Source organism: Paraburkholderia sp. IMGN_8, from assembly GCF_038050405.1.
Lineage (GTDB): Bacteria > Pseudomonadota > Gammaproteobacteria > Burkholderiales > Burkholderiaceae > Paraburkholderia.
The window spans coordinates 217,289-242,884 of the sequence record NZ_CP150900.1 but is presented as its reverse complement, the minus strand read 5'-3'; the positions used below and the strand labels follow the sequence as shown (position 1 = coordinate 242,884).

Here is a 25,596-nt window from a genome sequence, read left to right as displayed (position 1 = left end):
CGTGCCAAACGATTACGGGATTTGCCGCGTGGGCTTAGTGGACGTCGCGAGAGTGAAGTCCCACGACACTGACCAAAACGGTGATGAGAACCCGACGCGCTTAGCAGCTTCCGGGTCGTCAATCTTGTTGAATTCGGCAATCAGCTCACGCTTGACGCCGAACACCGCGTCCTCGGGGAGATACGGGCAATCAGGCGTGAAGATGTGAGTAATAACGGGGTCGTAGCCCTGCGCGGTCACGATGAAATGCAGATGTGCCGCACGGTTCGGGTGGCGTCCCATTGCACCGAGGAGTTTTCCGACCGGCCCGTCCGACGGAATCGGATAGTGGCGCGGCTTGACGGACTTGAACCAGTACCGACCCTCTGCATCCGAGGTAAATGCGCCTCGCAGATTCGATTCCGGCTGAACCCCCTTTTGCTGGACGTCGTAGAAGCCATCGTCATTGGTCTGCCAGACCTCCAGCTTCGCGTTCGGGATAGGTGTGCCCTCGATGTCCGTCACATGTCCTGCAACGACCAGAGGTTCACCCTTTCCGTCCAGGCAGATGTTCGCGCCGTTCTCATACTCGGGCGAATTCGCAACGTAGAACGGGCCGAGAATCGTATTGGGTGTCGCCCCGCTCGGCCGGCGATGGTTGATGGCGTCGACGAGCATCGAGACACCGAGGATGTCCGACAGCAAGATGTACTCCTGTCGCCAGTCAGTGCACATCTGACCGGTTTCAGTCAGGAAGCGGATGGCGGCAAACCACTCTTCGTGCGTCGGCTCGATCTCCTTTACCGCCGCATGCAGATGCTTGACTAGAATCGTCATGACCTGCCGCAGCCGCTCGTCGGCATTCTGCCCCATGCGAGCGTTGACGACGTCGGCCGAGCGCGCTTCATCGAAATATGGTGACGAGGATGGCGAAACAGAGGGTGCTGCATGTTGCATCAGGCGTCTCCTTCAATGTTCTCGTACAGCTTTGAGACGAGTCTATATTCCCCGAAGCCGGCAAAACAGAGCTGAAAAGGGAATCTCTTTCGCGCAGATTGGGAAAGTGGGAAAGCGCGGGCAGGATTGCTCTACGCGCACGACCGTCACGCGGTCCAGTGGCGCTCGTATTCGTTCTGCCGAAACCGCTCGACGAGTGCATCGATAAACAACCGGACCTTCACGGGCATATGTGCCCGCGTCTGGAAAGCAACGTTGATCGTCAGTCGTGGCAAGTCCCAGTCATCCAGCACTGGAACCAGGCGGCCGGCCTTGAGATCGTCGTACACGATGTACTTGGGCTGCACGAGAATGCCCATACCGTCGAGCGCGGCGACTCGAAGTATCTGGCCGTCGTTGGATTCAAGCAGAGGCTTAACCTTGACGAGAACGGATTCGCCTGTGCGACAGAATGCGAGCTCACGCGGATTGTCGGCGAGTCCGTAATTCAATACCTTGTGCTTCACCAATTCTGCCGGGAAGCGTGGCAAACCATTTGCTTCGAGATACGAAGGAGATGCAGACAGTATTCGGCGGGTTGCAGCGAGCCGCCTGACCGTTATGTTGCTGTCTGCCTCAAGAACCTTGGTACGGATTGCGACGTCGATGCCATTTTCGATGATGTCGTGGTAACGGTTGGCGGCCACAACATCTACCGTGATATCCGGATAGCGCGCTGTAAACTCCGGAAGCATAGGTGCAATGTGCAGCATGCAGAACGAGAGCGATGCAGTGACGCGAAGTACGCCACTCGGTCGAACCGTCGCATCCTTGATGACCGACTCAGCTTCGCCGAGGTCTGCCAGGATGGACTTGCAGCGCCGATGGAACTCTGCCCCGGCCTGTGTGAGACAGAGATTGCGCGTCGTCCTGCGCACGAGCTGGACGGCAAGCCGGGTCTCCAGCGAGATCAGATAGCGGCTTGCCGCCGAGATGGAAAGATCCACAGCTTCCGCAGCCCGGCTGATACTGCCGGTCTCGGCAACCTCGACGAAGAGCTGTAGTTCCTTGAACTGGTCCATCTTCTTGCACTACTCCACTTTTCCTAAAGTACCGCCGCGCGACAGAGCGTCTGGGCGCGCGAACTTCGAGAACCTCGCGCGGATCGCCTGTTCGCTACGAGCGGGCAATACTACGGCAGTATTTCTATCGCTGAAGGGCGAAAATACATCAAAAAAACATCAATTCCGATGCTTGCTCGCCGGGGTCTGGCAGGAATTCACGCGAAGCGCTGTCGCGCAGCATGATCGTTTAGGGCGAGCGTGAATCTGGCGGGGTCCCAGTCCTCGTCAAGGGCGCGGTGCATGAGCTCCTGCTGGCTTTCCGGCGCCAACCCGCCGACCGGAGGATCGCGGTCGAGGTCCGTAGGGAACGGGTATCCCTCAGCGCAGGAGGCGATTGCCGCGGCGGCTTCCGTGCCACTCATGCGCCCTGACGCGCGACGCTCGCGCAATACCGGATAAACCGCCTCGCACATTCTCCTGCGGTCGAGCACTTCCATCGCCCGGCCATAAGCCGACGAGACCTGCAAGAGATTCGCCATGCGTTGAACGTCTGCAGTGCGATTTGCGCCGGCCGCATGGAACAACGCGGGATTAAAAAACACGGCATCGCCCTTCGCGAGCGGCAGTTGTACGAAATGCGCCTCGAAATATTCCCGAAAATCGGCTCGGCGCCATGCCAGATATCCCTCGGCGTATCGCTGCGAATACGGCAGGAGCTTCGTCGGACCGCTCTCAACCGGCATGTCGCTATGCGCCACCGCGCCCTGAAGGGTGAGGAAGGCGGACATCTGATGCACGTGCGCGGGATAGCGTTCGGCCTTTTCAGCCGTCTGGAAACCGAGGTGATAATCGCGATGTGCCTGTTGAGCAGCACCTCCGGGGCGAACCACATTGACCTGTGACGTCATCTGATAGCACGGTCCAAGCCATGCTTCCGACACGATCCTCAGCATCGGATTCGAAAAGTATTCCGTGAATACTTCGGGCGCTCGGAGGCAGAGCTTCTCCTGGGCATTCCAGATCCGGTCATTCGCACCCGCCTTTGCGAAATGGTCTGCGACACGCTGGCCTTGCTCCTGCTCACTGCAGATAATGGATTCGAAGACAGCCGTAGCGTCATCCACAGGTCCCAAATCGGCGAATGCCCGCCGTAGCACTAGCACCCCTGCGCCATCGTGAAAGACGCGAGCCCATTCCGCTTGCAACTGCGCTCTCTGGGATGCGTCGCCTGTAATGCCACTGAGTTGCTGACAGTCGTAAACGGGAATCCGCTGCATGATTTCCGCCGCATAGCGCGTCGGGCGGCTGTCATCGCTCTGCAAAAGATCTGCGAATTCATCTAAAGCGCAATCGCGCTCGCGGTACCAATCCTGCCCCCGTTTTTCGATGCGATCCTGGCCGCGGCCCATGTCTCTCTCCCTCTGTACATCAAGCATAGCGCCATGGATTGTCAACGAGGTATCATTAATACATCAAAAACACATCAAATCCGAGGTATCTTCGATGGCTCACCGCTTTCTTATCAAGGAGATAGCTCTACAGGCCGGGGTCGGGGTAGCCACAGTCGACCGTGTACTCAATGGACGCGCACACGTTCGTGAACATACGCGCAAGCGCATCGAGCAGGCAATCAAGGAGCTCGAGAAGCAGGAGCTGCAGTTGGCCACCACAGGGAGAAAGCTCATGATCGACGTGGTCGTAGAAGCTCCCGCACGCTTTGCTGATGAGATCAAGGACGCACTCGAAGCAGAATTGCCGGGAATGCACCCGGTCGTCTTTCGGTCGCGTTTTCTGATGCGGGAAACGATGACAACGGCTGAAGTCGTCGAGGCTCTTCACTCGATTGGACGTCGAGGAAGCCATGGGATTTTCCTGAAGGCTCGCGATGTTCCCGAGATTGCTGAAGCAATAGGCGAACTGCAGCGTCGCGGCATTCCTGTCATCACAATCTTCACCGATATCCCATTGTCCGGACGCATCGCATATGCAGGGCTGGATAACCGGGTCGCCGGCGCTACCGCCGCCTATCTTCTGGCGCAGTGGTTAAGCCCGCAGCCTGGCAACATCCTGATCACGATGAGCGATGAACGGTTCAGGGGTGAGGAGGAACGCGAAATAAGCTTTCGGCGAGCGTTGAGAATCCGATATCCGCAGCTTACGTTAGTTGACGCCAGTGGCGGCCACGGTCTCGACACGCAAACTGAAGCGCGGGTCCAAAAGGTTCTCGCGACACATGTCAACATCGCCGCGGTCTACTCGATGGGAGGAGGAAATGTCGCCATTCTTCGAGCGCTCGAAGCGCAACAGCAATCCCCGGTCTGCTTTATCGGGCACGACCTGGATCGGGACAACGTGCGCCTGCTGCGCGAGGGGAAGGTACAGGCGATTCTCCATCACGATTTGCGTCAGGACATGCGCTCTGCGTGCCAACACATCATGCATTTCCATAAACTCCTGCCAGCGTCAGCCGTGTCGCCATCTTCATCGGTCGTTGTCGTGACGCCAGAGAATATCCCCGAACATATAGCGAGCCGGTTTCGTTGATAACGATGTCGGCGCCGGCAGCGTGCAGGCGGCGGAGACAAACCGCCTGACGGAAATCGTTCTCCGTCAGGCAGACCCGATATGACGGCCCCGCGACAAGTCGGCGCGAGCCAAGCCGGGTTCCTTCTCCCAAACCCTTCCACTCCGTCTAGAACTGGTGGGCGATACCCGCGATCACGCCGAACTGACTCTTGCCATAGTTCGGGTTTGTGTTGGACGCGGCGCTGCTCACGGGGTCGTTATTAGTGTTCGCGCCATACAGTCCGCTGTCGAGCCCAAGATTGGACGTCGAGCTATTCCGAACGTAACCAAGCTCGGTATAGAGCAGCGTCCGCTTCGACAGCGAATAGTTCGTGCCAAGTGTGTATAGCGTCGCGTTACCGTTGCCGTTATTGGCGTTTGCGTGATACACCGCGCCGGTGATCGAAAGGGCTGGCGTGGTCTGCCAGATGGCTCCAATCCATTCGTGATTGACTGCTGTCGGCAACGACGTGCCTGACGGCAGCGTTGTTGGAGTGGCCGTACCAAAGTATCCGGCATTGGACGCCTTGGGTGCACTGAGGTGCTGATAGCCAATATACGCAACCACGGGGCCAAACTCGTAGGTCGCGCCTGTGAGGATGGAGCGCGAGGCCAGGTACACGTTGCTGAACTGCCCGTTGGGATCGCGGACCTCGTCATATGTCGCCTGCCAGAAAAGGCCGCCAGTCTGGTACGACAGCTTGATGCCGTCCGTTCGCCCCTGAGCACTACCCAGACCGCTTGATGTGCCCAACTGGCCCGGCGCGCTTCCCGGATTCCCGGAGTTCCATTTCGTCGAGTTCGTCAGGTCGTATTGCCCCTGCAGCGTAAATCCCGCGAGCGTCGGCGACAGATATTCTGCACCGTTACCCGCCTGCGAAAAGATCCGGCCACGCACCAGCGTACCAATCGCATACTTCTTCGTCTGCTGTGGGTCGACATCGCCCGAATACTGACTGATTTCCGCCGAACCCATATTGCCGAATTTCAGTTGACCCCACTTGTCGTTTTTCAAACCGACGGTCGCCTGCCCCTCGAAGAAACTGCCGTTGGCCAGGCTGCCGTTTTGTGTGTTGAGGCGAGATTCAAGGTGGAAAATAGCCTGTGTGCCGCCTCCGATATCTTCGGCACCTTTGAGGCCAAATCGCGACTGGGCCCATCCTCCGCTTTGCGCGCCAAACACGTGTCCCTTCGGCATACCAGTCTCGTATTGGAGCCCGTTGTCTACGATGCCATACAACGTGACACTGCTTTGCGCACTTACCGATGCCGTCGCTGTCATTGCGAGCAGCCCAAACAGAACCTTTCTCATCGCATCTCCTATATATTTGTAGTACAACTATATTAATCACCTGTTCGGTGATAACCGGATCCTGGCATTTTCTACTATCGGTAGCGCCTGATTTTTTGGCCGCTCTGGAGACTGATCATTTATTCACCAGTCATGCGAAACTCAGGCCTCAAAATCTGGCTATGAAGGATGCGCGTAGTGCTCACTTCATACACCCAGATCCTCGCGAAGAGTGTGGAGCACAAATCAGTCGTCAGGAAACACTGCGCTCTTTCGCGTTGTAACCGCTAGCCATAAGGTGACAACTCGACCCGGGCGGTTGCTGAACGCGTCCGCTGAGTACGCTTTATCGAGGTACGGGAATTGCGAAGCAGTGGATTGCTTGCGGCATGGTGTGTCTCCGGCGTTGTTCTCGTGTAACTTCGAGCCGAGTGTATATTCGTCAACCGTGGAGACAAAGAGCCGAATGGGGAATCTCTTTCGCGGAAATCGGGAAAATCAGAGACGTCAAGCGCCGTCGATCAAGACTAAAACGTTACCCGCCTGTCTGACGCTCCGAGGAAGTTGTTTGATTTGTGCGCACCGATTGCGAACCGCTGCCAGAGAGTCAGTGAAGCGGAACTCAGGGCGTCGCGGCCTATGCGACGCCGAGGAACTGGCACAGTTCGGACGTGCGCGGCTGGTTGAACAACTCATCTGGCGCACCGGCCTCGTGTACGCGCCCCTGATGCATGAACACGACGCGATCGCAGACGTCGCGTGCGAAACGCATTTCGTGTGTGACCATCAGCAACGTCATGCCGTCGTCGGCGAGCCGGCGTACTACCGCGAGTACCTCATTGACGAGCTCCGGATCGAGCGCCGACGTAATCTCGTCGCAGAGCAACGCATCCGGCTCCATGCTCAACGCGCGGGCAATCGCAACACGCTGCTGCTGGCCGCCCGACAACTGATGTGAACCGCACCGCCGTCGATCAGTTCGAGGCCGTTCACGCACCGCAGCAGCGTGCTCTTGCCAGACCCGCTCTTGCCGATGATCGCAATGACCTCGCCCTTGTCGACGCGCAGGTCGATTCCCTTCAGCACTTCGAGTGCGCCATAGCGCTTCCTGACATCTTCAATTGTGATGAGCGACATGGAGCTTCCTCTCGAGAACACGGCTGCAGACCGATAGCGGCCAGCACAGCGCAAAGTACATCAATGCGACCAACCCGAACGTAGTGAATGGCTGGAACGTGGCGTTCGTAATTACGCTGCCGGCCTTCGCCAGCTCGACAAAGCCGATAATCGATGTGACGGCTGTGCCCTTGACGATCTGAACAAGAAAACCGACCGTCGGTGGCACCGCAATCCGCAATGCCTGAGGCAGGATAATGTGCCGCATCTGCTGTGACCGGCTCATCGCCAGGCTTGCGGACGCTTCCCATTGTCCTTGCGGCACCGCTTCGACGCAGCCGCGCCAGATTTCCGCGAGAAACGCGCTCGACCAGCAGGTGAGCCCCACGAGCGCGGCGAGCCATGCAGGCACCTCGACGCCGAAGAGCGCCAAGCCAAAGAAGATCATGAACAGTTGCATCAGCAGTGGCGTTCCCTGGAACAGCTCGATCCATCCGCGCCCGATGGCACGGGCAAGCGGGCGTTGCGACACACGCAGCGTCATCATCAGCAGACCGACCGCACCTCCGGCGACGAACGCGGCGATCGACAGCACAATGGTCCAGCGCAGCGCGAGCAACAAGCCGCGTACGACGTCCCACAGCGTGAAAGTCATCATTGCGATACTCCTTCCGGCGCCATGACGATCGGCGCCGCAACGGCGGGGTTCACCTTCCGGGCGACCACGTAGCGATCGCCAATCACGCGTAGCACCGCACGCAGCGCAACCGCGAGCCCGAAATAGATCAGCGTCGTCGCCATGTAGGTTTCGAAAGCGCGGAAATTGCGCGCCTGAATGAAGTTCGCCGCGTACGACAGTTCCTCGACCGAAATCTGCGAGCACACTGCCGAGCCAAGCATCACGATGACGAGTTGGCTCGATATCGCCGGCCAGACCTTGCGCAACGCCGGGCGCAGGATCACGTGGCGAAACGTCTGCCAGCGCGTCATCGCGAGACTGAGCGCAGCTTCCGTCTGTCCCTTCGGCACGCTCGCGATCCCGGCGCGCAGAATCTCGGTGCAGTACGCGCCGAGGTTCAGCATCGTGGCGAGCAATGCAGCCGAGTTCGACGAAATGTGAATGCCGAAGCTGGGCAGCCCGAAGAACACGAAGAACAACTGGATCAGGAACGGGGTGTTGCGGAACAGCTCGACATATGCGTCGATAGCGAAGCGGAGCGAGCGCGGCCCCTGCGTCTTGCCCCACGCGCACGCGACGGCGAGTGCCAGCCCGGCTACGCCGCCGACGGCGATCAGCTCCACCGTCAGCGCGACGCCCTTCGCCAGCACCGGCCCGTAGTCGAGAATCGACAGGAAATCGAACTGATAGGTCATGGCCGTATACGCTAGCCGACACGCGGAGCGTCGAAGTAATCGGCGCGGACCGCAGCACCGATCATGTTGACGATGAGCCGGCCCGCGGTGATCGATGTGATGTTGTTCACGTCAGCCGACGGAGTGATCTCAACGATGTCCATGCCGACCACGCGGCCCTTCTTGACCAGGCCGTGGATCAACTGACGCATTTGTACGTAGGTGATCCCTCCAAGTGCGGGGCCGGCAACGCCCGGCGCGATTGACGGATCGAGGCCATCCGCATCGATCGTCAAGTAGTAGCGCCCGCCCGCGGGGACCCGGTCGAGCACGGATTGCATGCCCACTTCGTGCACTTCGTATGCCGGAATCAGATGCGAGCCGTATGCCACTGCCGCGTCATAGTCAGCCTGCCGGCCGCTGCCCTGAGCTCGCAGCCCGATCTGGAAAATCTCCCCGATGTGTTCCATTTCGGACGCACGGCGGATCGTGCTCGACAAGCCTTCGCGTACGCCGTTGATCTCATCGCGCCAGTCGAGGTGTGCATCGATATGCACGAGCGTGATCGGCCCCTGGTCATCGAACGCGCGCAAAACCGGAATCGGGATCGCATGGTCGCCGCCGAGTATGATCGGCATCGCGCCTGCTTTCAGGATCTTGCGCACCGCCTGCTCGGACCGTGGACCATGCGTACTCAGGTCCCGTGGGTCTGCTGGCACGTTGCCGCAATCGACAACCTTCAATGCACGATTGTCGTAGATCGGGCCGCCGACATCGAAATCGTAGTGGTGCAGCGCCCGGCCAATAAGTGAAAAATTGCTGCCGGAGGTAGTGAAATGATCCGATAGCGCTTCAGTCAGCTGACAACGGGTCGGGGCGTTCGAGTTCGATCGCGCGTGCTTGATTGCAGTATCCGCCCTGCCGCCGATTGCCATCGGGCCGGGGCCGGCCTATCCGACGCTGACACACCTCGAAGCCGCAGCGTCGCATCACGAGCAGGCAGGGCGATTTCACCGCGAGGCGTCACGGCATTTCGAGGCAGGCAAAGACTTCGCCCACGCCGCACATCAGGCGATGATGGCGCACGGTCATGCGTTGCACGCCATCGACCGGGCGAACGACGCCCTCAAACACAACGCCAGTACGCCGCTGATAGTGCCCCGACCTCCGTGCTCCGTCGAAAGCAGCGCGACCGCGGCCCAGCATCACGCAATGGCAGCGGAGCTTTACGAGCAGGCGGCGCTGCATCTGCGCAGCGCCGTCAGGCATTTCGATCAAGACTGTGGCGCAGTCGCTCATGAGACGCAACTGGCGTTCGCTCTTGCGCTGCGCGCGTTGTCCCACAGCAACGCAGCGGCCAGGCAGCATATCACGTCATCGCGCGATAGAGATCCGGTGACCGACACTGCATGAGATTGGCGCGAGTCGTCGTGTTTGAGCGTTTTCCGAGCTGGTGCTGCAGAGCTTGCGAGCGCCATTGTTGAAACGTCGGTCCTGCTCGATCAGTTTGTTGTGGGACTTCGAGGACCGGACCGTCGTGTCCTCGGGCAGCAAACCGTTGGCCTTCATCGACTCGCCACGACTGGCAGGTTGCCGTAGCAAAGCGGTTCCACCGCTTGACGATCTCCGGCGTGACGCGCCTGACCCAGCGCATGATCGCCGCATTCCGCGAGGGACTTCCTTCGGGGCGTGCGCCAGCGGCAGGCCGTGTTCTTGCCCCCTCGGCCCTCGGTCCTACCTGGATTCAAGCTCGTCTGCCGACCAGCCGCCTCCGAGTGTTTCAATCAGATCCACCGCCTCGGCTAGCCGCATTTGCTTATCGACGACCTGAAAGCTGCCAAACGGTACTGCGACGAGATGGGTTCCCATACCGAGAGACTCTCCTACGGAGAGGATAACGTAGGGAACCCGATCCGTTGGGTTGACGATCAGATCGTCAACCCTTCCGATGTTGTCCTTGTTGCGGTTATCGACGGGCGATCCGTTGATCCGGGAGGCTCGATACCCCGTCGCCAACTGGACGACATCACCGCGCTTCTCCGTGATGGATTTTAGCGTCTCCTGAGCCCGCAGCGCTCCCATGATCAGAGCCGTTCCGAGCACAGCCACCGATACCAGCGTGACTACCCGTTTCATCGGGCACCCTCGCGGTTCGAAAGCATACGTTGAGAAAGGCGTCACGCGAGCACTTTGACCCACTACGTGACGCCTCAAAACCTGTCCGCGCGAACGTCCTACGGCTGCTTCTTCAGCTGCTCCTTTACATCGCCGTACAAAGCTCGTGTCTTGCCAGCGACCTGTTCGACCCTGCCTTTCACCTTGGTCGCTTCGCTTCCCGTGGCCTTGCCGACAGCTTCCTTGATTTTTCCCTTTGCTTCCTCGACGCGACCTTTCACTTGATCCTTGTTCATGACATTGCTCCTTGAAAATGACGGATGACTGAACTAACCAACGCGTGCCGCCTGCTCGTTTTCTCATGGCACGGTCCGACAACGACTGCCCGTGAACGGATCATTCAGACAGGAATTTTTGCGCTCCTATATTCTGCCCAGAAGCAACAGTACGAGGACGACGATCAGCAGCGCACCTAGCACCCCGCCGGGCATATAGCCCCACGAACGGCTGTATGGCCAGGTCGGCATTGCGCCCATCAATATGAACGCCAGTACGACTATCAAAAGTATGCTTAACATGAGACGACTCCCTTTCGACTCCGTGATACGACGAGTCCGTCGCCGTTCTCTCGCCAAGTGCCCGGAATCTTCATGCCCTTTGCGAGGTATCTCTACAAAACTCAATGTGATGTTGGAGGGCATCCGCACAACCCAGAAAAGACCCGGTCTGTAGCGTGAGGCTGGCATTGATTTGCCACGCAGTCGGTACGGTGGTGGACATCGAGATTTCTTTTTTTCGCCTGGAGTTCGCAACTACCGCGTGCCGGGGTGCGGCCGCCTTGGGGGCATTGCCGGGCCGTCCCGAAGACGCTTTCAACTTCCGCCCGTGATAAAGCGCGGTTGCTGCGTTGCACAGGTTCGCTGTTCAACGCGCAGCAAGCCCCAGGGTGATAGCTGCCAGGACTAGCGGCATCAGAACCGGCTTCACGAAATGGTGATCGAATCCGCTGTGCATCGATTCCGCCCGTTCAGACAGCGCAGTTAGACCCGTGATGGCGACCAGCAGTGGCGCAGGTGTCGCCCGGACGCGGCGGATCTCTCTCGCCACGGCGCGCCCGTCGAGACGCGGCATTTCGATATCGAGCAACACTGCTGCGGGACGCCACGCGCAGTATTCGGCGAGCGCGTCTGCCCCGTTCCTGGCGGTCCGGACGTCGAAACCGCAAACACAAAAGAACAGTACGTACGCGGCCAATAAATCTGGATCGTCGTCCGCGATAAGCAGGCGCGTGACTCCGGCAGTAAACATTTCGATTCCCCAGGTTGCTTTGCAGTTGCAGCAATTTCAGGACCTGGGGAACCGGTGAGAATTTTTGCCAGCATGGAGACTGGAGAAATATCGCTACGTTTCACCGTCAAGGCCCCACACGGGTCGGTTCAGCGGTGAGCCGCGACCCGCGTATCGTGCGTAGATGACCCGACAGCGGTAACGCTCAGCTTGCGGAGACTGCATATCGAGGCAGGGCAATCGTGAAGACACAACCGGTGCCGGGCACATCGCGGACGCTCAGAACACCGTTATTTGCCTCGACGCTGCGCCTCGCGATTGAAAGACCTAGCCCCAGTCCGGTTCTGTCCTCGCCGTTCTGCGTGAACGGCAGGAACAATCGTTCTGCGTCACCGGACGGGAGGCCACCGCAATGATCCTTCACATCGATCAGGACGCGGTCCGACGACGCGTACGCGTCCAACGTCACTTCGGTGTGATCGTGCGTGAATTTGAAGGCGTTTTGCAGCAGGTTTCCAACCGCCGAATAAAGCTGGTCACGATCCCCGCTGATGGCAAGCCGCGGATCTACAGTGGAAACCGTCAATACGCATCCGCGAATCTGGGCCGCAAGGTCGGCGGCATATTTCACTTCAGCGATGAAGTCGGCAACGGAAAACATCCTCGATTGCAAAGAAATTCCTGCGGCGGTACGAACCTCGTCCAGAGAGTGGTCTATCAGATCGCGCAATCCGTCCAGGCTCCGCTCCAGAACCGACCCCGTGGCTCCAGACAAACTTAGATTTCCGGTTTTTGCTGCGGTAAACGCAAGCGTTGCAGTCTGAAGAAAGTTACGCAGTTCGTGTGCGAAAAGCCCCAGCCGTTCATGCATTTCAACAGCTTGCCGATCTGCAACCGCAAAATCGCGCTGATAGCTGAATTCGGTGACCGCCTCGGCAATTGCGTTGTCCAGACAGCGGTTAAGGGTTCGAAACTCGTCTATCAGAAACGGAGCGTCGCGCTCGTACGCGAGGTCAGTAATTGCCTGGCACAGGTCGCCATAGTCGTGAACGACCTGGTCAACGGAAAACCCGAGCTTCAACAACTCCCGTCCGTGCTGCGCCGCTGACTCACCGATTTCCGATAAAGACGCCCCGCCGCCCGAGGGACCTGAAATTTTGCGGCTGTCCAAGGGCTCCGATGTCTGTTCCATTCGAAGCGTCCTGATGAGTTGATCCAGGAACAGCGGCACACCATTCTGAAGTTGCTGCGCGGTTGCCTCGCGCGCGGGCCTCTGTGCCACCTTCGCCCGACACCGTTCTATCAGTTCATTGCGGTTGTTTGCGAGAAAAACGTGCATCATGATGCGCCCCTTTTTTGCTGATTCTGGCACCTCCACGGGCGGCGCCAGCGGTGTCGCCGGAGCCGCCCCGGCGAGTGTATTTGCTCACTGGCATTTCGAGCAACGACGTCCAAACACGATGGCGCGACACTTCCACCAGAAAACTATGGGCCGGCTTCGCGAAATTGCAGTTAACCACTGCGATGCAGCGGATTGGCCTCCTTCGGGTAATAGTTACCACCATTTATCATATTAGCGTTCTGCGCGTTCGGGGAGGTCTTTCGGCGAACGCGAGGAGATCAAGTTATCGCGCACATACGAAGGCACTGAGCCCAACATGCGGAGCCCGCTCAGTGCCGCGGCAGCAGGCTAACCAAGGTTCACAAATAGCCTGCCGACATTGACTTGTGACAACATACACTTGAGTCACTTCCGCAACATTTTCAGTGCGGTGGCTTACCCGATCGAGGCCTACCATGCGAGTCATATACCGCAACTTCAGTGTTGACAGCATCCCCACATTCTCGGTTGGCCGTTTTTTTGCGCAGGCGCGAATCTATCGGATCGAAGCCCATACACACGACGAGATCGAAATCTACGCCGCGATCAATCTGCCGGATTTTGGGACTGAAGCCGACGCCATCGCCTTTTCGAACGAATGGGCTGTCCACCGGATTGAAGAAAACGCTTTCGAAGTCGCGGAGACTCAAACCGAACATGCTTAGAAATTCTTACCTCAATAACCTTGACGATCAAGCCGCGCGGAACTGCTCCTACATGGTTATCGCGCAGCTCGTTGCACACGCGCGCACCAGCGAACGGCTGAGAACGGATCACAAGATCGACCTGATGGACAACTGGCTTGGCGGCAATGGTGCGCATTGCGACTGGCTTGAGCGGATTGAACTGGGGCGGCTTTTGGAGGAGCTTGCCCCGCAGTTTTTAACCATACCCGACTTCACGGATTCCGCCGCGCTCGCGAAGTTGTTCATAAAGGGCTGGCGCCTTGACTACGGGTCGCCGATCACGCGCGGCATCTACGAAGTTTGTGAAGGCCATCTGCAAAAAAGCGAACTTTCAAGCGGTGCCCCGAGTTGAGGGCCGCAGGCGAAGCAGACTCCCAGCCACGTGCGCCGTCTACCCATCAATAGAGCCAGCGACTGCCTCGACCCTTCGAGATTGCAGGCTGGACAAAGGGGTGCCTCCGCATCCCGCAAATTGACCCAGGAGTCGAAAAAATAGGCCATCTGCGCTTTTGAAGCGTCGGCGGCTTCAAGATGATCCAACAGTATGTGCAACAACCCCGGCTGCCGCATGACGGAACTCCGTTTAAAGTTCCCGCTTCGCGCCCACGCAACGCGCCTGTGCGTAAAAGGCTGCGGGCGGCCCCGGCCGCATATCGCGAAATGCCCGTGCCACCTGCTGTTTTTCTGTCCGCACCAAAAAGAAGCCGCAGCGACTGCCGCGGCCATCGGAATCACACACGCTGGCATCAGCCATACGCCATGCAATTATCCTCACGCGCGGGACGACTGTCGGTACGCTAGCGTACATGTTGTTAGCGTGTCTTGCGAAACGATGTTGCGGTCACAGAAGAGTAATTCGAACAGCGGCTCCGGGATCACTGTCACCGCGCAGGACGATCCCGTGCGGCCCGAATGTGACGCTGCGCGTCGACAAAGTGCCCGGTTTGGATCCGGGCTATGTTCATCCAAACCAGCACCGGCGACCGTACCTTCGTGGCTGAACTGGATCGTTCGCCGCTGTACTGGAATTGCGCAAACGATCGCTTGCGCAACGCCAGCGCAAAAAATATGTCTCGTGTTTGCGTTGCATAAACCTGCTGCATTACCAAATTCAACGGCAACGGGTTTGTGCGCTACCAATGGCCGCACTCATCTCGGCTTAGTGCGCAATTTCCGAATCTTGAGATGCCCCCATTATGAGGAAAGAGACGGGTTCGAACGATCAGAAATCCGCTGTTCTGTAAAAAAGGTGGATACGGACCCCGAGCGTCATGTTCAAAGCGCGGATCTCGCCCGCAGTGATCGTCACGCTGTCCGGTCGCGCCATACCCGGCCTGGTGAGAAGTCGACCAGCGAAGAGTCGAACCCAATTTCCCTCTGCAACAGCGCGTCGCCAGCACGTGCTGAACATGATCATGTCTTTGGCACAGCATCGTGTCGTATCAGGTCCGGCCGCCGCTGCGCTGACGCAATATTGATTGTTTGAAACCGGGTACGGCACCGTACCGACTTCAATCCGGGTTACGAGCAACGTATTCGTGTGCGCGTTGAAACTTCTGTTTCAACGCGTTCGATACGGCCACATTCAGAAAGGTCATCCCGGACTGCTCGGAACGATAGCCGACTTTTTAATGTCGGATAACGCCCATGAACCCACCGACCCTATCCTGTTCCTCCTGCGTTGATGCTGGCGGCCCTACCGTTGGCCAATGGGTGAACCCGCATCGGCTCCCTCTCGCTATGCCGGCGCTATCCCGTGTGCGTCAGCATGGTTGTCGTGGTGCGCAATCCCGATAGAGGTGGTTCGGTGGTAGTACTCAAGTCGGAATAGATGGAAGTCTGTTCGCCTGAAGAAAGAGAAGCTCTGGCGCGCCCGTGATGCAGCCGGACAACACGCACGAGGGCGCGCTGATTTCGCTGATCGCTTGCATTCCAATGCTCGCGGCGCCTCGCCCGCGGAACTACATCGTTGCGATCTATCTGATCGTCATCGAGCTGCCCGGCTTGTGCGGAACGCCTCTGTACTGGTCCGAAACCACCCACCCGACTGGACGGGATCGCGAGCGTTGGTCGTTATGTTCGATTTTATGGAATCTCGCCCCACGAGGCCTGCCGCGCACGTCGAGGCCCCCGAAACTCCCAGTGTGCAGGGTTTGATTACCCTTGCTGTCGGAGTGACGGTCGTCGCCGCCCTCTATTTTGGTCGAGAGGTTCTCATCCCGATCACGCTTGCGATTCTGCTCAGCTTCCTGGTTGCCCCGTTGGCCAATTTTCTTGGTCGCATCAAGCTTGGCCACGTTGCTTCGGTACTCCTCGCAGTTGTGATTTCGGTCTCAGTGATCGTCCTGCTTGCGGGCGTAATCGCCACCCAGATTACGGATCTCGCGGTGGGCGTCCCCCGCTATCAAGCGACCATCGAAAGAAAAATCGATGCCGTGCATGGACTGACGATCGGAAGATTGAACCGTCTGGTAGGAGCGGCCGGCCACGCGCTTCAGCGGGTAACCGTTGATCAGCCGCAACTGGCTCGTGAGTCGGCTTCTGCCTCGCCTGACGCTCAACCGTCTGCAGCGCTTCCGGTCGAAGTACGCGAGCCTGTCCTGACACCTCTGCAGGTTGCACGGCGCCTGCTGTCTCCCGTTATTAGTCCGCTCGAGACGACTTTCATCGTGTTCATCGTTACCATCGTCATTCTGCTGCAGCGAGATGATCTGCGGGACAGGGCCATCCGGTTGTTTGGTTCAAGAGATTTGCATCGGACCACTACCGCTATGGATGAGGCTGCGCGGCGCTTGAGCCGCTATTTCGTTTCACAGCTCGGCGTCAACGCGGGCGTGGGTGTCGTTATCGGGACAGGCCTGTTCTTCATTGGCGTGCCCAGCCCGGTGCTGTGGGGTATTCTGGCCGCGCTGTTGCGCCTTGTACCCTACGTGGGAATCTGGATCTCAGCTATTCTGGCTACCGCACTCGCTGCCGCAGTCAGTCCTGAGTGGTCGATGGCGATCTGGTCACTGGCGCTTTTTGTGGTCGTCGAACTGCTGGCCGGTCAGGTTATCGAACCAATGCTGTACGGCCATAGCACCGGACTTTCCCCGTTTTCGGTTGTCGTGGCTGCGATTTTCTGGAGTTGGATATGGGGGCCGATCGGGCTCATCCTGTCCACTCCGCTGACCCTTTGCCTCCTTGTTCTCGGTCGCCATGTCACACGGCTCGAATTTCTTGACGTGCTGCTCGGCGATCGGCCCGCGCTAACGCCAATCGAAAACCTCTACCAGCGGGCGCTCGCCGGTGACCCTGACGACGCACTGGAGCAAGCCGAAGTACTGCTACGCGACCGGTCGCTCTCTTCCTATTACGATGAAGTTGCACTCAAGGCATTGCAGCTTGCAGCCAATGATGTGTTGCTCGGCGGCGTAACGGCCGTACAACTGGCGCGAATCGAGACCACAGTGAACGATCTCATCGAGGGTCTGGATGATTACGCAGACACTGATCCAGCTCCGGTCGAAGCCGGTGGCAACTGGGGCGCGCTGGCGCCAGCCACTACCGAGCATAAGGTATCGCATCAACCGGCTCCGCAGGCTCCCTCGCCCAGCATGGAAACGCCCCAGGTTCGGCGCGCAGGGAATCGGGTCCTTTGCATTGCGGGTAGGGGGCCTCTCGACGAATTGGCATCGGCTGTCCTTGTCCAGCTTCTCGGAAAGCACGATCTCGATTGCCGGATGGTCCCCCATGACGCGGCCTCGCGTGCCCGGATTAGCGGACTCGACCTCAGCGCGACGACGATGGTGTGTATCTTCTATCTGAACATCAATGGCATCCCTTCCCATTTGCGCTACCTTCTGCGACGTGTTCGGCAGTGCTTGCCGCACGCTTTGATCGTCGTGGGCCTCTGGCCGACGGGCGATACGCATCAGTGGAGCGAGGACCTCCAGAGCGCGCTCGGCGCCGATTGCTATGCCACGTCGGTTCGGGATATGGTTAGCGCTTGCCTTGCCTCGACTGGCAAGTCAAGCGCGATCGATCCTGAACCACAATCTGGCGGCGTTGCTGCATAGAGGGGACATGCCGGCTTCGAAGCGCAGTCTGGCGGAGCGCGCGTGAAAAACTTTAAGTGACATTCTTCGTGAGGCGGACGCCGTGCGGCCGGATGCTCGATGGCGCTACCGGGTACGGGGATGGTCGCGTCAGCGGCGCCGCTTTTTATGACAGCCACCGTTCAATGTGCCCATCGTGGCGACGTAAGTCCCTTGCGATATTTTTTGGTTAAATGAACCTGACATATGGACGACGGCCTCCCGCTCGAGCGCCTATGCTATCGGCGCGATCAACGAGCGGTCGCCATGCCGGCGAAATTTCAGTGACGAGTTTGCGCGGCTGAAAAGAGTGGTTGCCAATTGGTGTGAAGCGTGGCTATTTGCCGACCTGATTCCCCGCGGCTGCGTCAGATCGCCTCGTTGGCGAACGGGAGAATCATCATGAGGACCATGCACACATTTTTCATGAGCACGAAAATCCTGATCGTTGTGATTGGCATTCGCTCAGACAGGCGCGAACCACCAAATTCAACAGCATGAGCGCTGTCGACGATCTCAAGTCCTATGGCCAGATCGCTGACGCTCACGCGGACGGCATCAGAAAGCTCACTCCTGCGTTTCAGGCGCTGTACGACAGCATGTCCGAAGTCCAGAAGAAGAATGCCGATCTGACTTTTCAGGCACTGATCACGCAGATGGCCCAGACCGCCGTTTGCAACCGGCATCATTCGATCGACCAGCACTGTGCCGCTGGCTGCTGCTCAGCCTGGACCGCCTGCCGTCGAACGAGCTGACGATGACGCAGGAACTGATCGCCAACATGCTTGGCGTGCGGAGATCCGGCGTGACGGAGGCGGCGCTGAAACTGCAGGACGCGGGGCTGATTCGCTACAGTCATGGTCACATCGAGGTGCTGGATAGACCGGGGCTCGAACAACGCGTGTGTGAATGCTATGGCGTGGTGAGACGGGAATTCGACCGGTTGCTGCCTGATCTGAAGGCGTTATAAGAGGCGCATCTTCTGTTCGCGAGAGCGAATTATCAATGGCTCGCGCCGAACCATTTCCCGGCCGGCAAAGCTCGATTGAACTCCCAGTCCGGCAACGAGAGCGCCCTTGGCCGTGCATCGGCACGCGGTCCTCGTAAACGCGGGATGGCCACTACAAACAAAGAGATCTAGGTGTCCACCACCGTACCGACTGCATGGCAAATCAAGGTCACGCTCACTCTACTGTAGAGATCTTTTAGGAGTGTCGCGGATGCTCGCCAGCATCAAATTGAACGTTGCTGAGATACCCTCGCGAAAACCATGAAGATTCCGGGCAACTAGCGAGAGCGCGGCGACCGGTCTCTTCAAAACACGGAGTCTGGAAGGAGAAGGGCCATGTTGGGAACAATATTGATAGTCTTGCTGGTACTCATATTGATCGGTGCGATACCGACCTGGCCGCACAGCCGGTCGTGGGGCTATATGCCCAGCGGTTTGCTGGGCGTGGTGTTGATCGTCGTGCTAGTGCTACTTGTTCTGGGCAGGATATAGGCGCGAAATTTTTGCCCGGAGAATCCTTCGCGGCGGGCGCTGTGGGGCGTCTCATCTGAAAACCCATTCGCTGATGACGCGGCGAACATCGCGCTGTTGACGCAAGCCGCGATCAGACTGACCCCGACGGCTGCGTCCCCGGCGCGAACAGACCGTGATGTCGCACTGTCCTCACCAATATCCGTCCCTGCCATGAAACTCGTGGAGTCTCTTTTCGTAATCGCGGCTGAGTGGAACGGAGTCGTCGTATTCAGGACTATTCTTGATTGCGTCGCGACTGAGTCTGGTAGAAACGGTAGAGCCGATCCAGTCGATCAGGTCGATCCACCGCGTTGCCACCAGCACCTCCTTGCCACCGGGCCACCAGTTTCGCGTATCGACGGTCAGATAACGAATGGCCCACGCAACATCGTCGAAGATGAAACCGGAGACATGGCCTATGCTGCCATCGGCCACCTCGATGTGATAGCCCTCTACGGCATTTGTGCTGTGCAGATGGACATCCACGGGCGCTTGATGTGCGTCCGGGTCGGGGCGCGGGAGTGCCTCCGATGCTGGATCTGGCGGCACGTCCTTTATGTCGAATGCGGGGGAGGCGCCCATCCCCCACAGGTTTAAACCACCCCAGTACGTCGGATAGCCGTAGTAAAGGAGGTACTCGGTTTCGTGCTGACGCGACACCGGCTTGTGCGTGTCGATGTTCGGACTGTCCCGCACCTGTTGCCGCGTCAGATGCACGAGGACGGTGCCTGATTCCCGGTCCAAGTGTTTGACTGAATACGGTGAAATCAGCACCTGCCGCTCACGCATCCAGTTTCCGGTGTCGACCACGAGATAGCGCACTCCCCACGCCTCGTCATCAAAATAAACATCATCGACGCTTCCGATGTCGCCGTCACGTGCCGCGACGGTACATCCATGAAGACTCTTTATGCTTCGCAACATGTTCGATACTCCTTCTCTGCTTCCGGCGGTCGATGCCCCGACGCACTGAGACCACCGTTAAAAAGACCGATGTTCGCAACGTGCTTTTTTAACGGATAGTTTCGGTTCAGTGGAGGTGCCCTCCGAACAGCCCGAGCAGCCCGATCACGATCAGGTAGATCGCCACGATGTAATTCAACAGGCGAGGCACCACGAGAATCAGAATGCCGGCGATCAGCGAAACCAGCGGACCCGCGTTCGTGAGAATGGGCATGCCCCCTCCCCTAAGATTGAAAACGACAAATAGACACAAACCTGCCCCGCCTGCGTCGCTCCTTATAGTGACTTGAGCCTGGTGACCTTCGTGCCTTCGAGCGTTACGCCGGCCATCAGTCCGCTGTTTGTGAGTACGAACGCTTCCACTGGCGCCGTCGCGGTGGTGGTATCAATGTTGCCGTTCGCACCGACTTTCAGTACCGCCACCGATGCATCACCGCCGGCCGACCAGCCTTCGCTATTACGGAACCGGGTGAGTGCGTCCTCGGTCATGAACAGGAAAATGATCGCTTTCGATTGCGCGCCGATCTGCAGCCCGATCGAACCGGTCGTGGTGCTGTAGTACCCGACCGTGCTGCCGCCGACTCGCAGCGAGCCTTCACCATACTGGCCGCCGACCCAGAAGCCAGCGGCGATCACCGACGGGAACACTAATACGCCACGCGCCTTGCTGACGAGTTCACGCGAGCCGTTGGCGATCGTGTAAAGACGTGCAAGGGTGGAGTCGACGCCCGCGTCGATGGTGTGGCGCTTGTCGGCCTGGTGGCCACTGGCGTCGGATGTTCCGGTCGTTGTGCAGCCGGAAACCGCGAGCCCAATGGCAAGGATGGATCCGGGCGTACCCCATATGAATGTTCGTCGCAGCATCATCGTCTCCAGGTTGTTTCGGGATACTTTTGACGCTACGCCGAAGCGGCTGCGGACGCGGTACGACAGCGTACAAAAACGCGAAACAGGTCTCGATGAATAAGCCGGGTTTGACTCGCAACACGCGCATCGCTTTCCAGTCGTTTTCGGGCATCGGGGCAGTGGTTGGTTCTGCCAGCAGACTAGTCAGAATGTCTGCCTGCCCGGTCCGGATACCCGATAGCTCGATCCACTACGCTATTTCTGAATAGGTCCGGCTTTTCATGTGGAAACATGATTCCGGCGTCATCGCTTCGTTTTGGAAAGCTGTCCAGGCGCCGATCAACCCGCGGCGGCACGTCGCAACACCGGGCGCTGCTCTCCCTGGAACAGGTACTGGGGCTTCAAACTATTCTCGAATGAGCAGCGATAGTCTCGAAGGCTGACGTCCGCGCGGTATATTTTTCGCTGCGCCCGGTCTGTGGCCTGATGCAAACCTCCCACCTGCGAGAAGGTACTTCTGTACGGTAGCCTTCAACACCCGCCGTTCGACGGGCCATACGGTTTTCCTGTCCTTGACTGGATTGATCGTGCCGTCCGTGTGCGTAGCGGGAACAACGCGCGCTATCGCTCGGGCGCGCCCGGCGGCCCATGTCAGAAGTCTGCGGTTTCGCTGAAAGTAGTGGGCGTGGAGCCGGTACGTTCTGCGACTTCAATAGAGGTACGATGGTCGTTGCTGGTCACCTCAGCGTTGGAGGAAATCATGCCCTCAAGCCCAACCACACGACCGATTCACCGGCCAGGACTTCCGGATCACCCCGTCCACGGCGTTACGCCAGGCACCAGATCGCCGTCTCCGAAACCTTCGCCGGGCACCCCGGGCGACGTTCCTGATGCCGCAAAAGCGGAGCCGGTCCCGCACGAGCACCTACCGAGCAGGTCAGACGACAATTGAGCAACTTGCGTGTTTAGCCTGACGCCCCCCGGGTGTATCCCGTGCAGCCGACCTGCACGGGACGGCGTCGAGCGGAGATGCGCGCAGTTCTTCGGCCTGTTCGGCGGAAGGGACGAGGGCACATGGCGGCTCGATGTCCATTAATACGTCCTCACTGCCGACACGGCAGGTCAGTACGGTAGCGGTCAACACCCTTCACACGATTTGTCAGCCCGCTGTCCCTGTTCCATCGGGTGATCGATCCTGCCGTCCCTCTCTGCAGCGAGCGCATCGAGCGGCTATGGAGCAACCGGTTTTTGCAACGCGGCACGTTCGATACACGCGGAGACTGACGCGCGCACACAAAGAAATTTGTATCCTGAGGTCACCCCACGACGCCTCCGACCTCGATGCGCCCCTATCACCAGATCGCTCCGCTCCCAGAAGTCCCGGGTCATTCAATTGATGCGGCGCACACTGCTGCATCCTGCACGATTCCAGACGAATGTCACCGTGGCGGACTTCTTCAACAGTCTGTGAAACGGGCGGGCGCTTCCAGCACGCTTACGCCACGCGGAAGGAACGGGACCTGTCTGATTGCAGTGGAGAGTTCTATAGTAAACAGGCCGCCACCCGTCGATTGGCTGGGAAATGCGGAGCAGCAATACGTCAGCTGGCTCAGGCAGACGAGACTGGCGGTATCACGTTGGGATCCGGAAAAAACGGCACCCCAACTTACCGTGGAACAACCTTCGAGGGGGAGTTTCATCATGCTGCAAGCTAGCGAAATCCAGAAGCGTTTCACCCATCTCGAGCAAACCATCGAGAAAGCCTCGCAGGCCTGTCACGCCGACGCCACACTGCCCAAGGACCTCATCGACTACGTTGATCAACTCGATAGAAAGTCCGAAGGCGCAAAAAAAATAATGGAATCAAAAGACGAAAATCGCATGCGTCAATGGGTAGACGACCTTGAGCAGCTCGGCGACCGTGCAGAGCAGGCGTGTCAACGTGCGACCAATGTCAATGCGAAAGTGAAAAATGCCGTCACCTCGGTTCATGCCGAACTTTCGGATCTGAAAAAGCAGTTGCATTAATTCATTTCGTAAGAGCAGCCCTGCCGTGGGCTCGGACAAGGTAGCGTTCGCCGTCGCGCACCGATCCGTGTCTGCACTCGCTGGTGACATGACGATCGCGGGATTGAAGGTCTGGTCTTTTCACGAGGAGGACATCATGACTACACTTGACCCCGGCGCCCAACCTGCAACTGGCGGCAGCGGCGCGAAGATTGTCGGCGGTGGAACTGGCGAAGGCCCCGGCCCGGATGTGATGGCAGCAGCCACGCTCACCGGCGACAAGGTCATCACTTCGGATGGCGAAGATATCGGCAAAATCTCCGACATCATGCTCGACGTGCGTGGCGGCCGGATCGCGTACGCCGTCCTGTCCAGCGGCGGGTTCCTTGGCATGGGCCACACCCTTTACGCCATCCCGTGGAGCGCGCTGACGTTAGACACTAACGAAAAGTGCTTCCGGCTCGACATCGCCGCCGACCGCATCAAAAACGCGCCCGGCTTCGACAAGGACCATTGGCCCGCAATGTCGGACCCGCAGTGGGGTTCGTCGCTGCACGAGTACTACAACCAGCGGCCCTACTGGCTGGCCACCCGGGGCGCAGTCGAAGGCCGGCCGCTCGATCTTTGAGCCGTTAAAACAAAGGACGGGCGTGTCTGTAGTGGTCGAACCAACAGGACACGTTCGCCACCTGTTCGAAACGCCGGCCGCAAGGCCGGCGTTTTCCTGTCGCCAGCAGTAGCCGAATGAGTTTCGTGAGACGGCTACTGGCGCGGGCTTGCGTAGAAACGCCTTCCAGAGATGTTCTTCCTGCCGGGGAAGACGCGACCGAAGCCGCTACGGTGGACACTGCGACGTTGCGCGAGCACGAGACCCGGACACCCAGCCATCGGCACAAGGTGGTCACGCAGATGAAGCAAACGCGGTTCAGGGAGTTGAGCACCAATAGCCGCACAAGGTGTAGTCCGGATAGGGGTAATCGGATGACCGTCGCGATCCGGACCGTGTTTCCGCATCTGTCGTGGAACGGTGGCTACGTCACAACCGTCGTCGCGGTGTTCGGCACGACAATCAGTCCCTACCTGTTTTTCTGGCAAGCCTCGCAGGAGGTCGAGGAGTTGCGGGCACGACACGGGCAGCGCGCACTCAAGCATGCGCCGTCCCAAGGCGCGTCAAATCTGAAACGGATCAAGTTTGATACCTGGATCGGCATGGGATTTTCCAACCTGATCGCGTTCTTTATCGTTCTCGCCACGGCCGCGACCCTGCACGCGCACCACATTACCAACATCGAAACGTCGTCACAGGCCGCCTCTGCGCTCAGACCGATCGCAGGGGAGTTTGCGTTCCTGCTATTCAGTATTGGCATCATCGGTACCGGGCTGCTTGCCTTGCCGGTCCTGGCCGGCTCTGCGGCCTATGCGATGGCAGGAACGTTCGACTGGAAAAACAGCCTGGAGCTGGAACCAAAGCTCGCCAAGCGGTTTTACGGAATCATCATTCTTGCTACGGTGGTTGGCCTCTCCCTTGGCTTCACCTCGATTGACCCGATCAAGGCAATTTTCTGGAGTGCCGTCATTAACGGCGTCGCCTCAGTCCCCATCATGGTGCTCATGATGAAGATGGCATCGAATCCGGACATCATGGGGACGTTCCGCATTTCAGGCACGCTGCGGGTCGTCGGCTGGGTGGCGACGGCCGTGATGGCCGCCGCCGTTGTGGGGATGTTCTGCTTTCTGTAGGAAGCGAGCCCGACACATGATAATTGTCCGGACGGACCAGCGTCCGAGCGGGAATCTGCCGCCACCGGCATTGATGCAGGCGACGGGCCTGTCGCGTTTGATGTGAGCAATCGCGGCGGTGCCCGCCGATAGCCCTTCGTACCGTGTTCGTGCTGCGGTCTGTCGAGGGAATGAGCTTCGAGGAAACTGCTCAGTGCCTCGATATTCCCGAGGCTACCGTGCGCAGCCGGCATTTCCGAGCGAAGAGCCTGTTACGCGAATCGCTCGCGCGTGATGTCGATCTGGCGCGAGCGCAACCTGTTCGAATTCGGCGGTGACGATTGCGACCGTCTGGTTGCGTCAGTGCTGTCGCGCGTAGAAGGAACCAGGATGACTCGCCCACCCGGTGGAACAGGAACAGGGGTTTGACGCATCGAGTCAAGGTCGTTGACCGCTACCGTACAGACATATCCGGTCGCACGTGAGAACGTAGCGTTACACCTTGCGCGCATCACCGATTCCCGGGTCGCTGCCGTGAGGCACGCATTCGCGGACAACCGGCGACCGGCGCAACGCAGCACATCCTTGTTGTGACAGAACGCCAGATGCCACCGCACGTTTCGCCAGCTGGTCGCGACCGAAGTGTCGCGCGGCGGCTGAAGCGGGTGTCGAACCTAAGGAGAGCGTCAT

The 25,596-nt window shown here is 58.8% G+C and carries 23 protein-coding genes and 6 pseudogenes; 13 read left to right on the top strand and 16 right to left on the bottom strand.

What is annotated here, in order from left to right:
• Positions 1–12: 12 nt before the first annotated feature.
• From WN982_RS01170 to WN982_RS01160, 3 genes are all read right to left on the bottom strand, one after another.
• Entirely contained in the window at positions 13–936 is a 924-nt protein-coding gene (locus WN982_RS01170; RefSeq protein ID WP_341314039.1) for an intradiol ring-cleavage dioxygenase, read from the bottom strand.
• Between the two features lie 146 nt (positions 937–1,082).
• Positions 1,083–1,997 (bottom strand): LysR family transcriptional regulator, encoded by a 915-nt coding sequence (locus tag WN982_RS01165; protein ID WP_341314038.1) that lies wholly within the window; start codon positions 1,995–1,997, stop codon positions 1,083–1,085.
• Between the two features lie 197 nt (positions 1,998–2,194).
• A complete protein-coding gene (locus tag WN982_RS01160; RefSeq protein WP_341314037.1) occupies positions 2,195–3,388 on the bottom strand; it encodes a phytanoyl-CoA dioxygenase family protein in 1,194 nt (397 codons plus the stop codon).
• Between the two features lie 94 nt (positions 3,389–3,482).
• Between WN982_RS01160 and WN982_RS01155 the strand changes: the two genes are divergently transcribed.
• Positions 3,483–4,523, top strand: a complete 1,041-nt coding sequence (locus tag WN982_RS01155; protein WP_341314036.1) for a LacI family DNA-binding transcriptional regulator — start codon at positions 3,483–3,485, stop codon at positions 4,521–4,523.
• Positions 4,524–4,671: 148 nt separating this feature from the next.
• Here the strand turns inward: WN982_RS01155 and WN982_RS01150 are convergent, their stop codons facing one another.
• From WN982_RS01150 to WN982_RS01130, 5 genes and pseudogenes are all read right to left on the bottom strand, one after another.
• On the bottom strand, positions 4,672–5,856 hold the full coding sequence (locus WN982_RS01150) for a porin (protein WP_341314035.1): 1,185 nt from the start codon (positions 5,854–5,856) through the stop codon (positions 4,672–4,674).
• Between the two features lie 616 nt (positions 5,857–6,472).
• A pseudogene (locus WN982_RS01145) lies at positions 6,473–6,972 on the bottom strand (ATP-binding cassette domain-containing protein).
• The gene (locus tag WN982_RS01140; RefSeq protein WP_341314034.1) at positions 6,953–7,609 is read right to left on the bottom strand and encodes an amino acid ABC transporter permease; all 657 of its coding nucleotides are present in this window, start codon (positions 7,607–7,609) and stop codon (positions 6,953–6,955) included. Before WN982_RS01140 ends, WN982_RS01145 begins: the two are co-directional and overlap by 20 nt.
• Positions 7,606–8,325: an amino acid ABC transporter permease gene (locus tag WN982_RS01135; RefSeq protein WP_341314033.1), complete on the bottom strand. Its 720-nt coding sequence runs from the start codon at positions 8,323–8,325 to the stop codon at positions 7,606–7,608. Before WN982_RS01135 ends, WN982_RS01140 begins: the two co-directional genes overlap by 4 nt.
• Before the next feature lie 11 nt (positions 8,326–8,336).
• Positions 8,337–9,110, bottom strand: a pseudogene (locus WN982_RS01130) (agmatinase); the annotation flags it as partial.
• A gap of 94 nt (positions 9,111–9,204) precedes the next feature.
• On the opposite strand from WN982_RS01130, the gene WN982_RS01125 reads away from it, so the two are divergent.
• Positions 9,205–9,717: a hypothetical protein gene (locus WN982_RS01125; protein ID WP_341314032.1), complete on the top strand. Its 513-nt coding sequence runs from the start codon at positions 9,205–9,207 to the stop codon at positions 9,715–9,717.
• A gap of 321 nt (positions 9,718–10,038) precedes the next feature.
• On the opposite strand, the gene WN982_RS01120 is transcribed toward WN982_RS01125, so the two are convergent.
• The 5 genes from WN982_RS01120 to WN982_RS01100 form a co-directional block, all read right to left on the bottom strand.
• On the bottom strand, positions 10,039–10,440 hold the full coding sequence (locus WN982_RS01120) for a PRC-barrel domain-containing protein (protein ID WP_341314031.1): 402 nt from the start codon (positions 10,438–10,440) through the stop codon (positions 10,039–10,041).
• A 98-nt stretch (positions 10,441–10,538) separates the two neighbouring features.
• On the bottom strand, positions 10,539–10,715 hold the full coding sequence (locus WN982_RS01115) for a CsbD family protein (protein WP_341314030.1): 177 nt from the start codon (positions 10,713–10,715) through the stop codon (positions 10,539–10,541).
• Between the two features lie 126 nt (positions 10,716–10,841).
• Positions 10,842–10,997, bottom strand: coding sequence for a DUF3309 family protein (locus WN982_RS01110; protein ID WP_341314029.1), 156 nt, complete (start codon positions 10,995–10,997; stop codon positions 10,842–10,844).
• 346 nt (positions 10,998–11,343) lie between these two features.
• Positions 11,344–11,727, bottom strand: a complete 384-nt coding sequence (locus WN982_RS01105) for a response regulator (RefSeq protein WP_341314028.1) — start codon at positions 11,725–11,727, stop codon at positions 11,344–11,346.
• 184 nt (positions 11,728–11,911) lie between these two features.
• Positions 11,912–13,048 (bottom strand): HAMP domain-containing sensor histidine kinase, encoded by a 1,137-nt coding sequence (locus WN982_RS01100; RefSeq protein WP_341315687.1) that lies wholly within the window; start codon positions 13,046–13,048, stop codon positions 11,912–11,914.
• Positions 13,049–13,503: 455 nt separating this feature from the next.
• Here WN982_RS01100 and WN982_RS01095 point away from each other — a divergent pair, with 455 nt between their 5' ends.
• The 7 genes and pseudogenes from WN982_RS01095 to WN982_RS01065 all read left to right on the top strand — a co-directional run bounded on the left by WN982_RS01095 (position 13,504) and on the right by WN982_RS01065 (position 19,350).
• Positions 13,504–13,752 (top strand): hypothetical protein, encoded by a 249-nt coding sequence (locus WN982_RS01095; RefSeq protein ID WP_341314027.1) that lies wholly within the window; start codon positions 13,504–13,506, stop codon positions 13,750–13,752.
• Positions 13,753–13,804: 52 nt separating this feature from the next.
• Entirely contained in the window at positions 13,805–14,125 is a 321-nt protein-coding gene (locus tag WN982_RS01090) for a hypothetical protein (RefSeq protein WP_341314026.1), read from the top strand.
• Between the two features lie 605 nt (positions 14,126–14,730).
• Positions 14,731–14,865 carry a hypothetical protein gene (locus WN982_RS01085; protein ID WP_341314025.1) on the top strand — a complete coding sequence of 45 codons (135 nt, stop codon included), beginning with the start codon at positions 14,731–14,733 and terminating at the stop codon, positions 14,863–14,865.
• Between the two features lie 786 nt (positions 14,866–15,651).
• A pseudogene (locus WN982_RS01080) lies at positions 15,652–15,786 on the top strand (DUF3096 domain-containing protein); the annotation flags it as partial.
• Positions 15,787–15,848: 62 nt separating this feature from the next.
• The gene (locus WN982_RS01075) at positions 15,849–17,831 is read left to right on the top strand and encodes an AI-2E family transporter (protein WP_341314024.1); all 1,983 of its coding nucleotides are present in this window, start codon (positions 15,849–15,851) and stop codon (positions 17,829–17,831) included.
• 515 nt (positions 17,832–18,346) lie between these two features.
• Positions 18,347–18,819, top strand: a pseudogene (locus WN982_RS01070) (helix-turn-helix domain-containing protein).
• Between the two features lie 375 nt (positions 18,820–19,194).
• Positions 19,195–19,350 (top strand): DUF3309 family protein, encoded by a 156-nt coding sequence (locus WN982_RS01065; protein ID WP_149676769.1) that lies wholly within the window; start codon positions 19,195–19,197, stop codon positions 19,348–19,350.
• Between the two features lie 171 nt (positions 19,351–19,521).
• On the opposite strand, the gene WN982_RS01060 is transcribed toward WN982_RS01065, so the two are convergent.
• From WN982_RS01060 to WN982_RS01050, 3 genes are all read right to left on the bottom strand, one after another.
• Positions 19,522–20,295, bottom strand: coding sequence for a PRC-barrel domain-containing protein (locus tag WN982_RS01060; RefSeq protein WP_341314023.1), 774 nt, complete (start codon positions 20,293–20,295; stop codon positions 19,522–19,524).
• 106 nt (positions 20,296–20,401) lie between these two features.
• Positions 20,402–20,548 carry a DUF3096 domain-containing protein gene (locus WN982_RS01055; protein WP_341314022.1) on the bottom strand — a complete coding sequence of 49 codons (147 nt, stop codon included), beginning with the start codon at positions 20,546–20,548 and terminating at the stop codon, positions 20,402–20,404.
• Between the two features lie 62 nt (positions 20,549–20,610).
• Positions 20,611–21,198 (bottom strand): YSC84-related protein, encoded by a 588-nt coding sequence (locus WN982_RS01050; protein WP_341314021.1) that lies wholly within the window; start codon positions 21,196–21,198, stop codon positions 20,611–20,613.
• Positions 21,199–22,881: 1,683 nt separating this feature from the next.
• Between WN982_RS01050 and WN982_RS01045 the strand changes: the two genes are divergently transcribed.
• The 4 genes and pseudogenes from WN982_RS01045 to WN982_RS01030 form a co-directional block, all read left to right on the top strand.
• A complete protein-coding gene (locus tag WN982_RS01045) occupies positions 22,882–23,208 on the top strand; it encodes a hypothetical protein (RefSeq protein WP_341314020.1) in 327 nt (108 codons plus the stop codon).
• Positions 23,209–23,344: 136 nt separating this feature from the next.
• Positions 23,345–23,815 (top strand): PRC-barrel domain-containing protein, encoded by a 471-nt coding sequence (locus WN982_RS01040; RefSeq protein WP_341315686.1) that lies wholly within the window; start codon positions 23,345–23,347, stop codon positions 23,813–23,815.
• 359 nt (positions 23,816–24,174) lie between these two features.
• Positions 24,175–24,927, top strand: a pseudogene (locus tag WN982_RS01035) (divalent metal cation transporter); the annotation flags it as partial.
• Between the two features lie 137 nt (positions 24,928–25,064).
• Positions 25,065–25,335: pseudogene (locus WN982_RS01030) on the top strand (sigma factor-like helix-turn-helix DNA-binding protein); the annotation flags it as partial.
• Positions 25,336–25,596 lie beyond the last annotated feature (261 nt).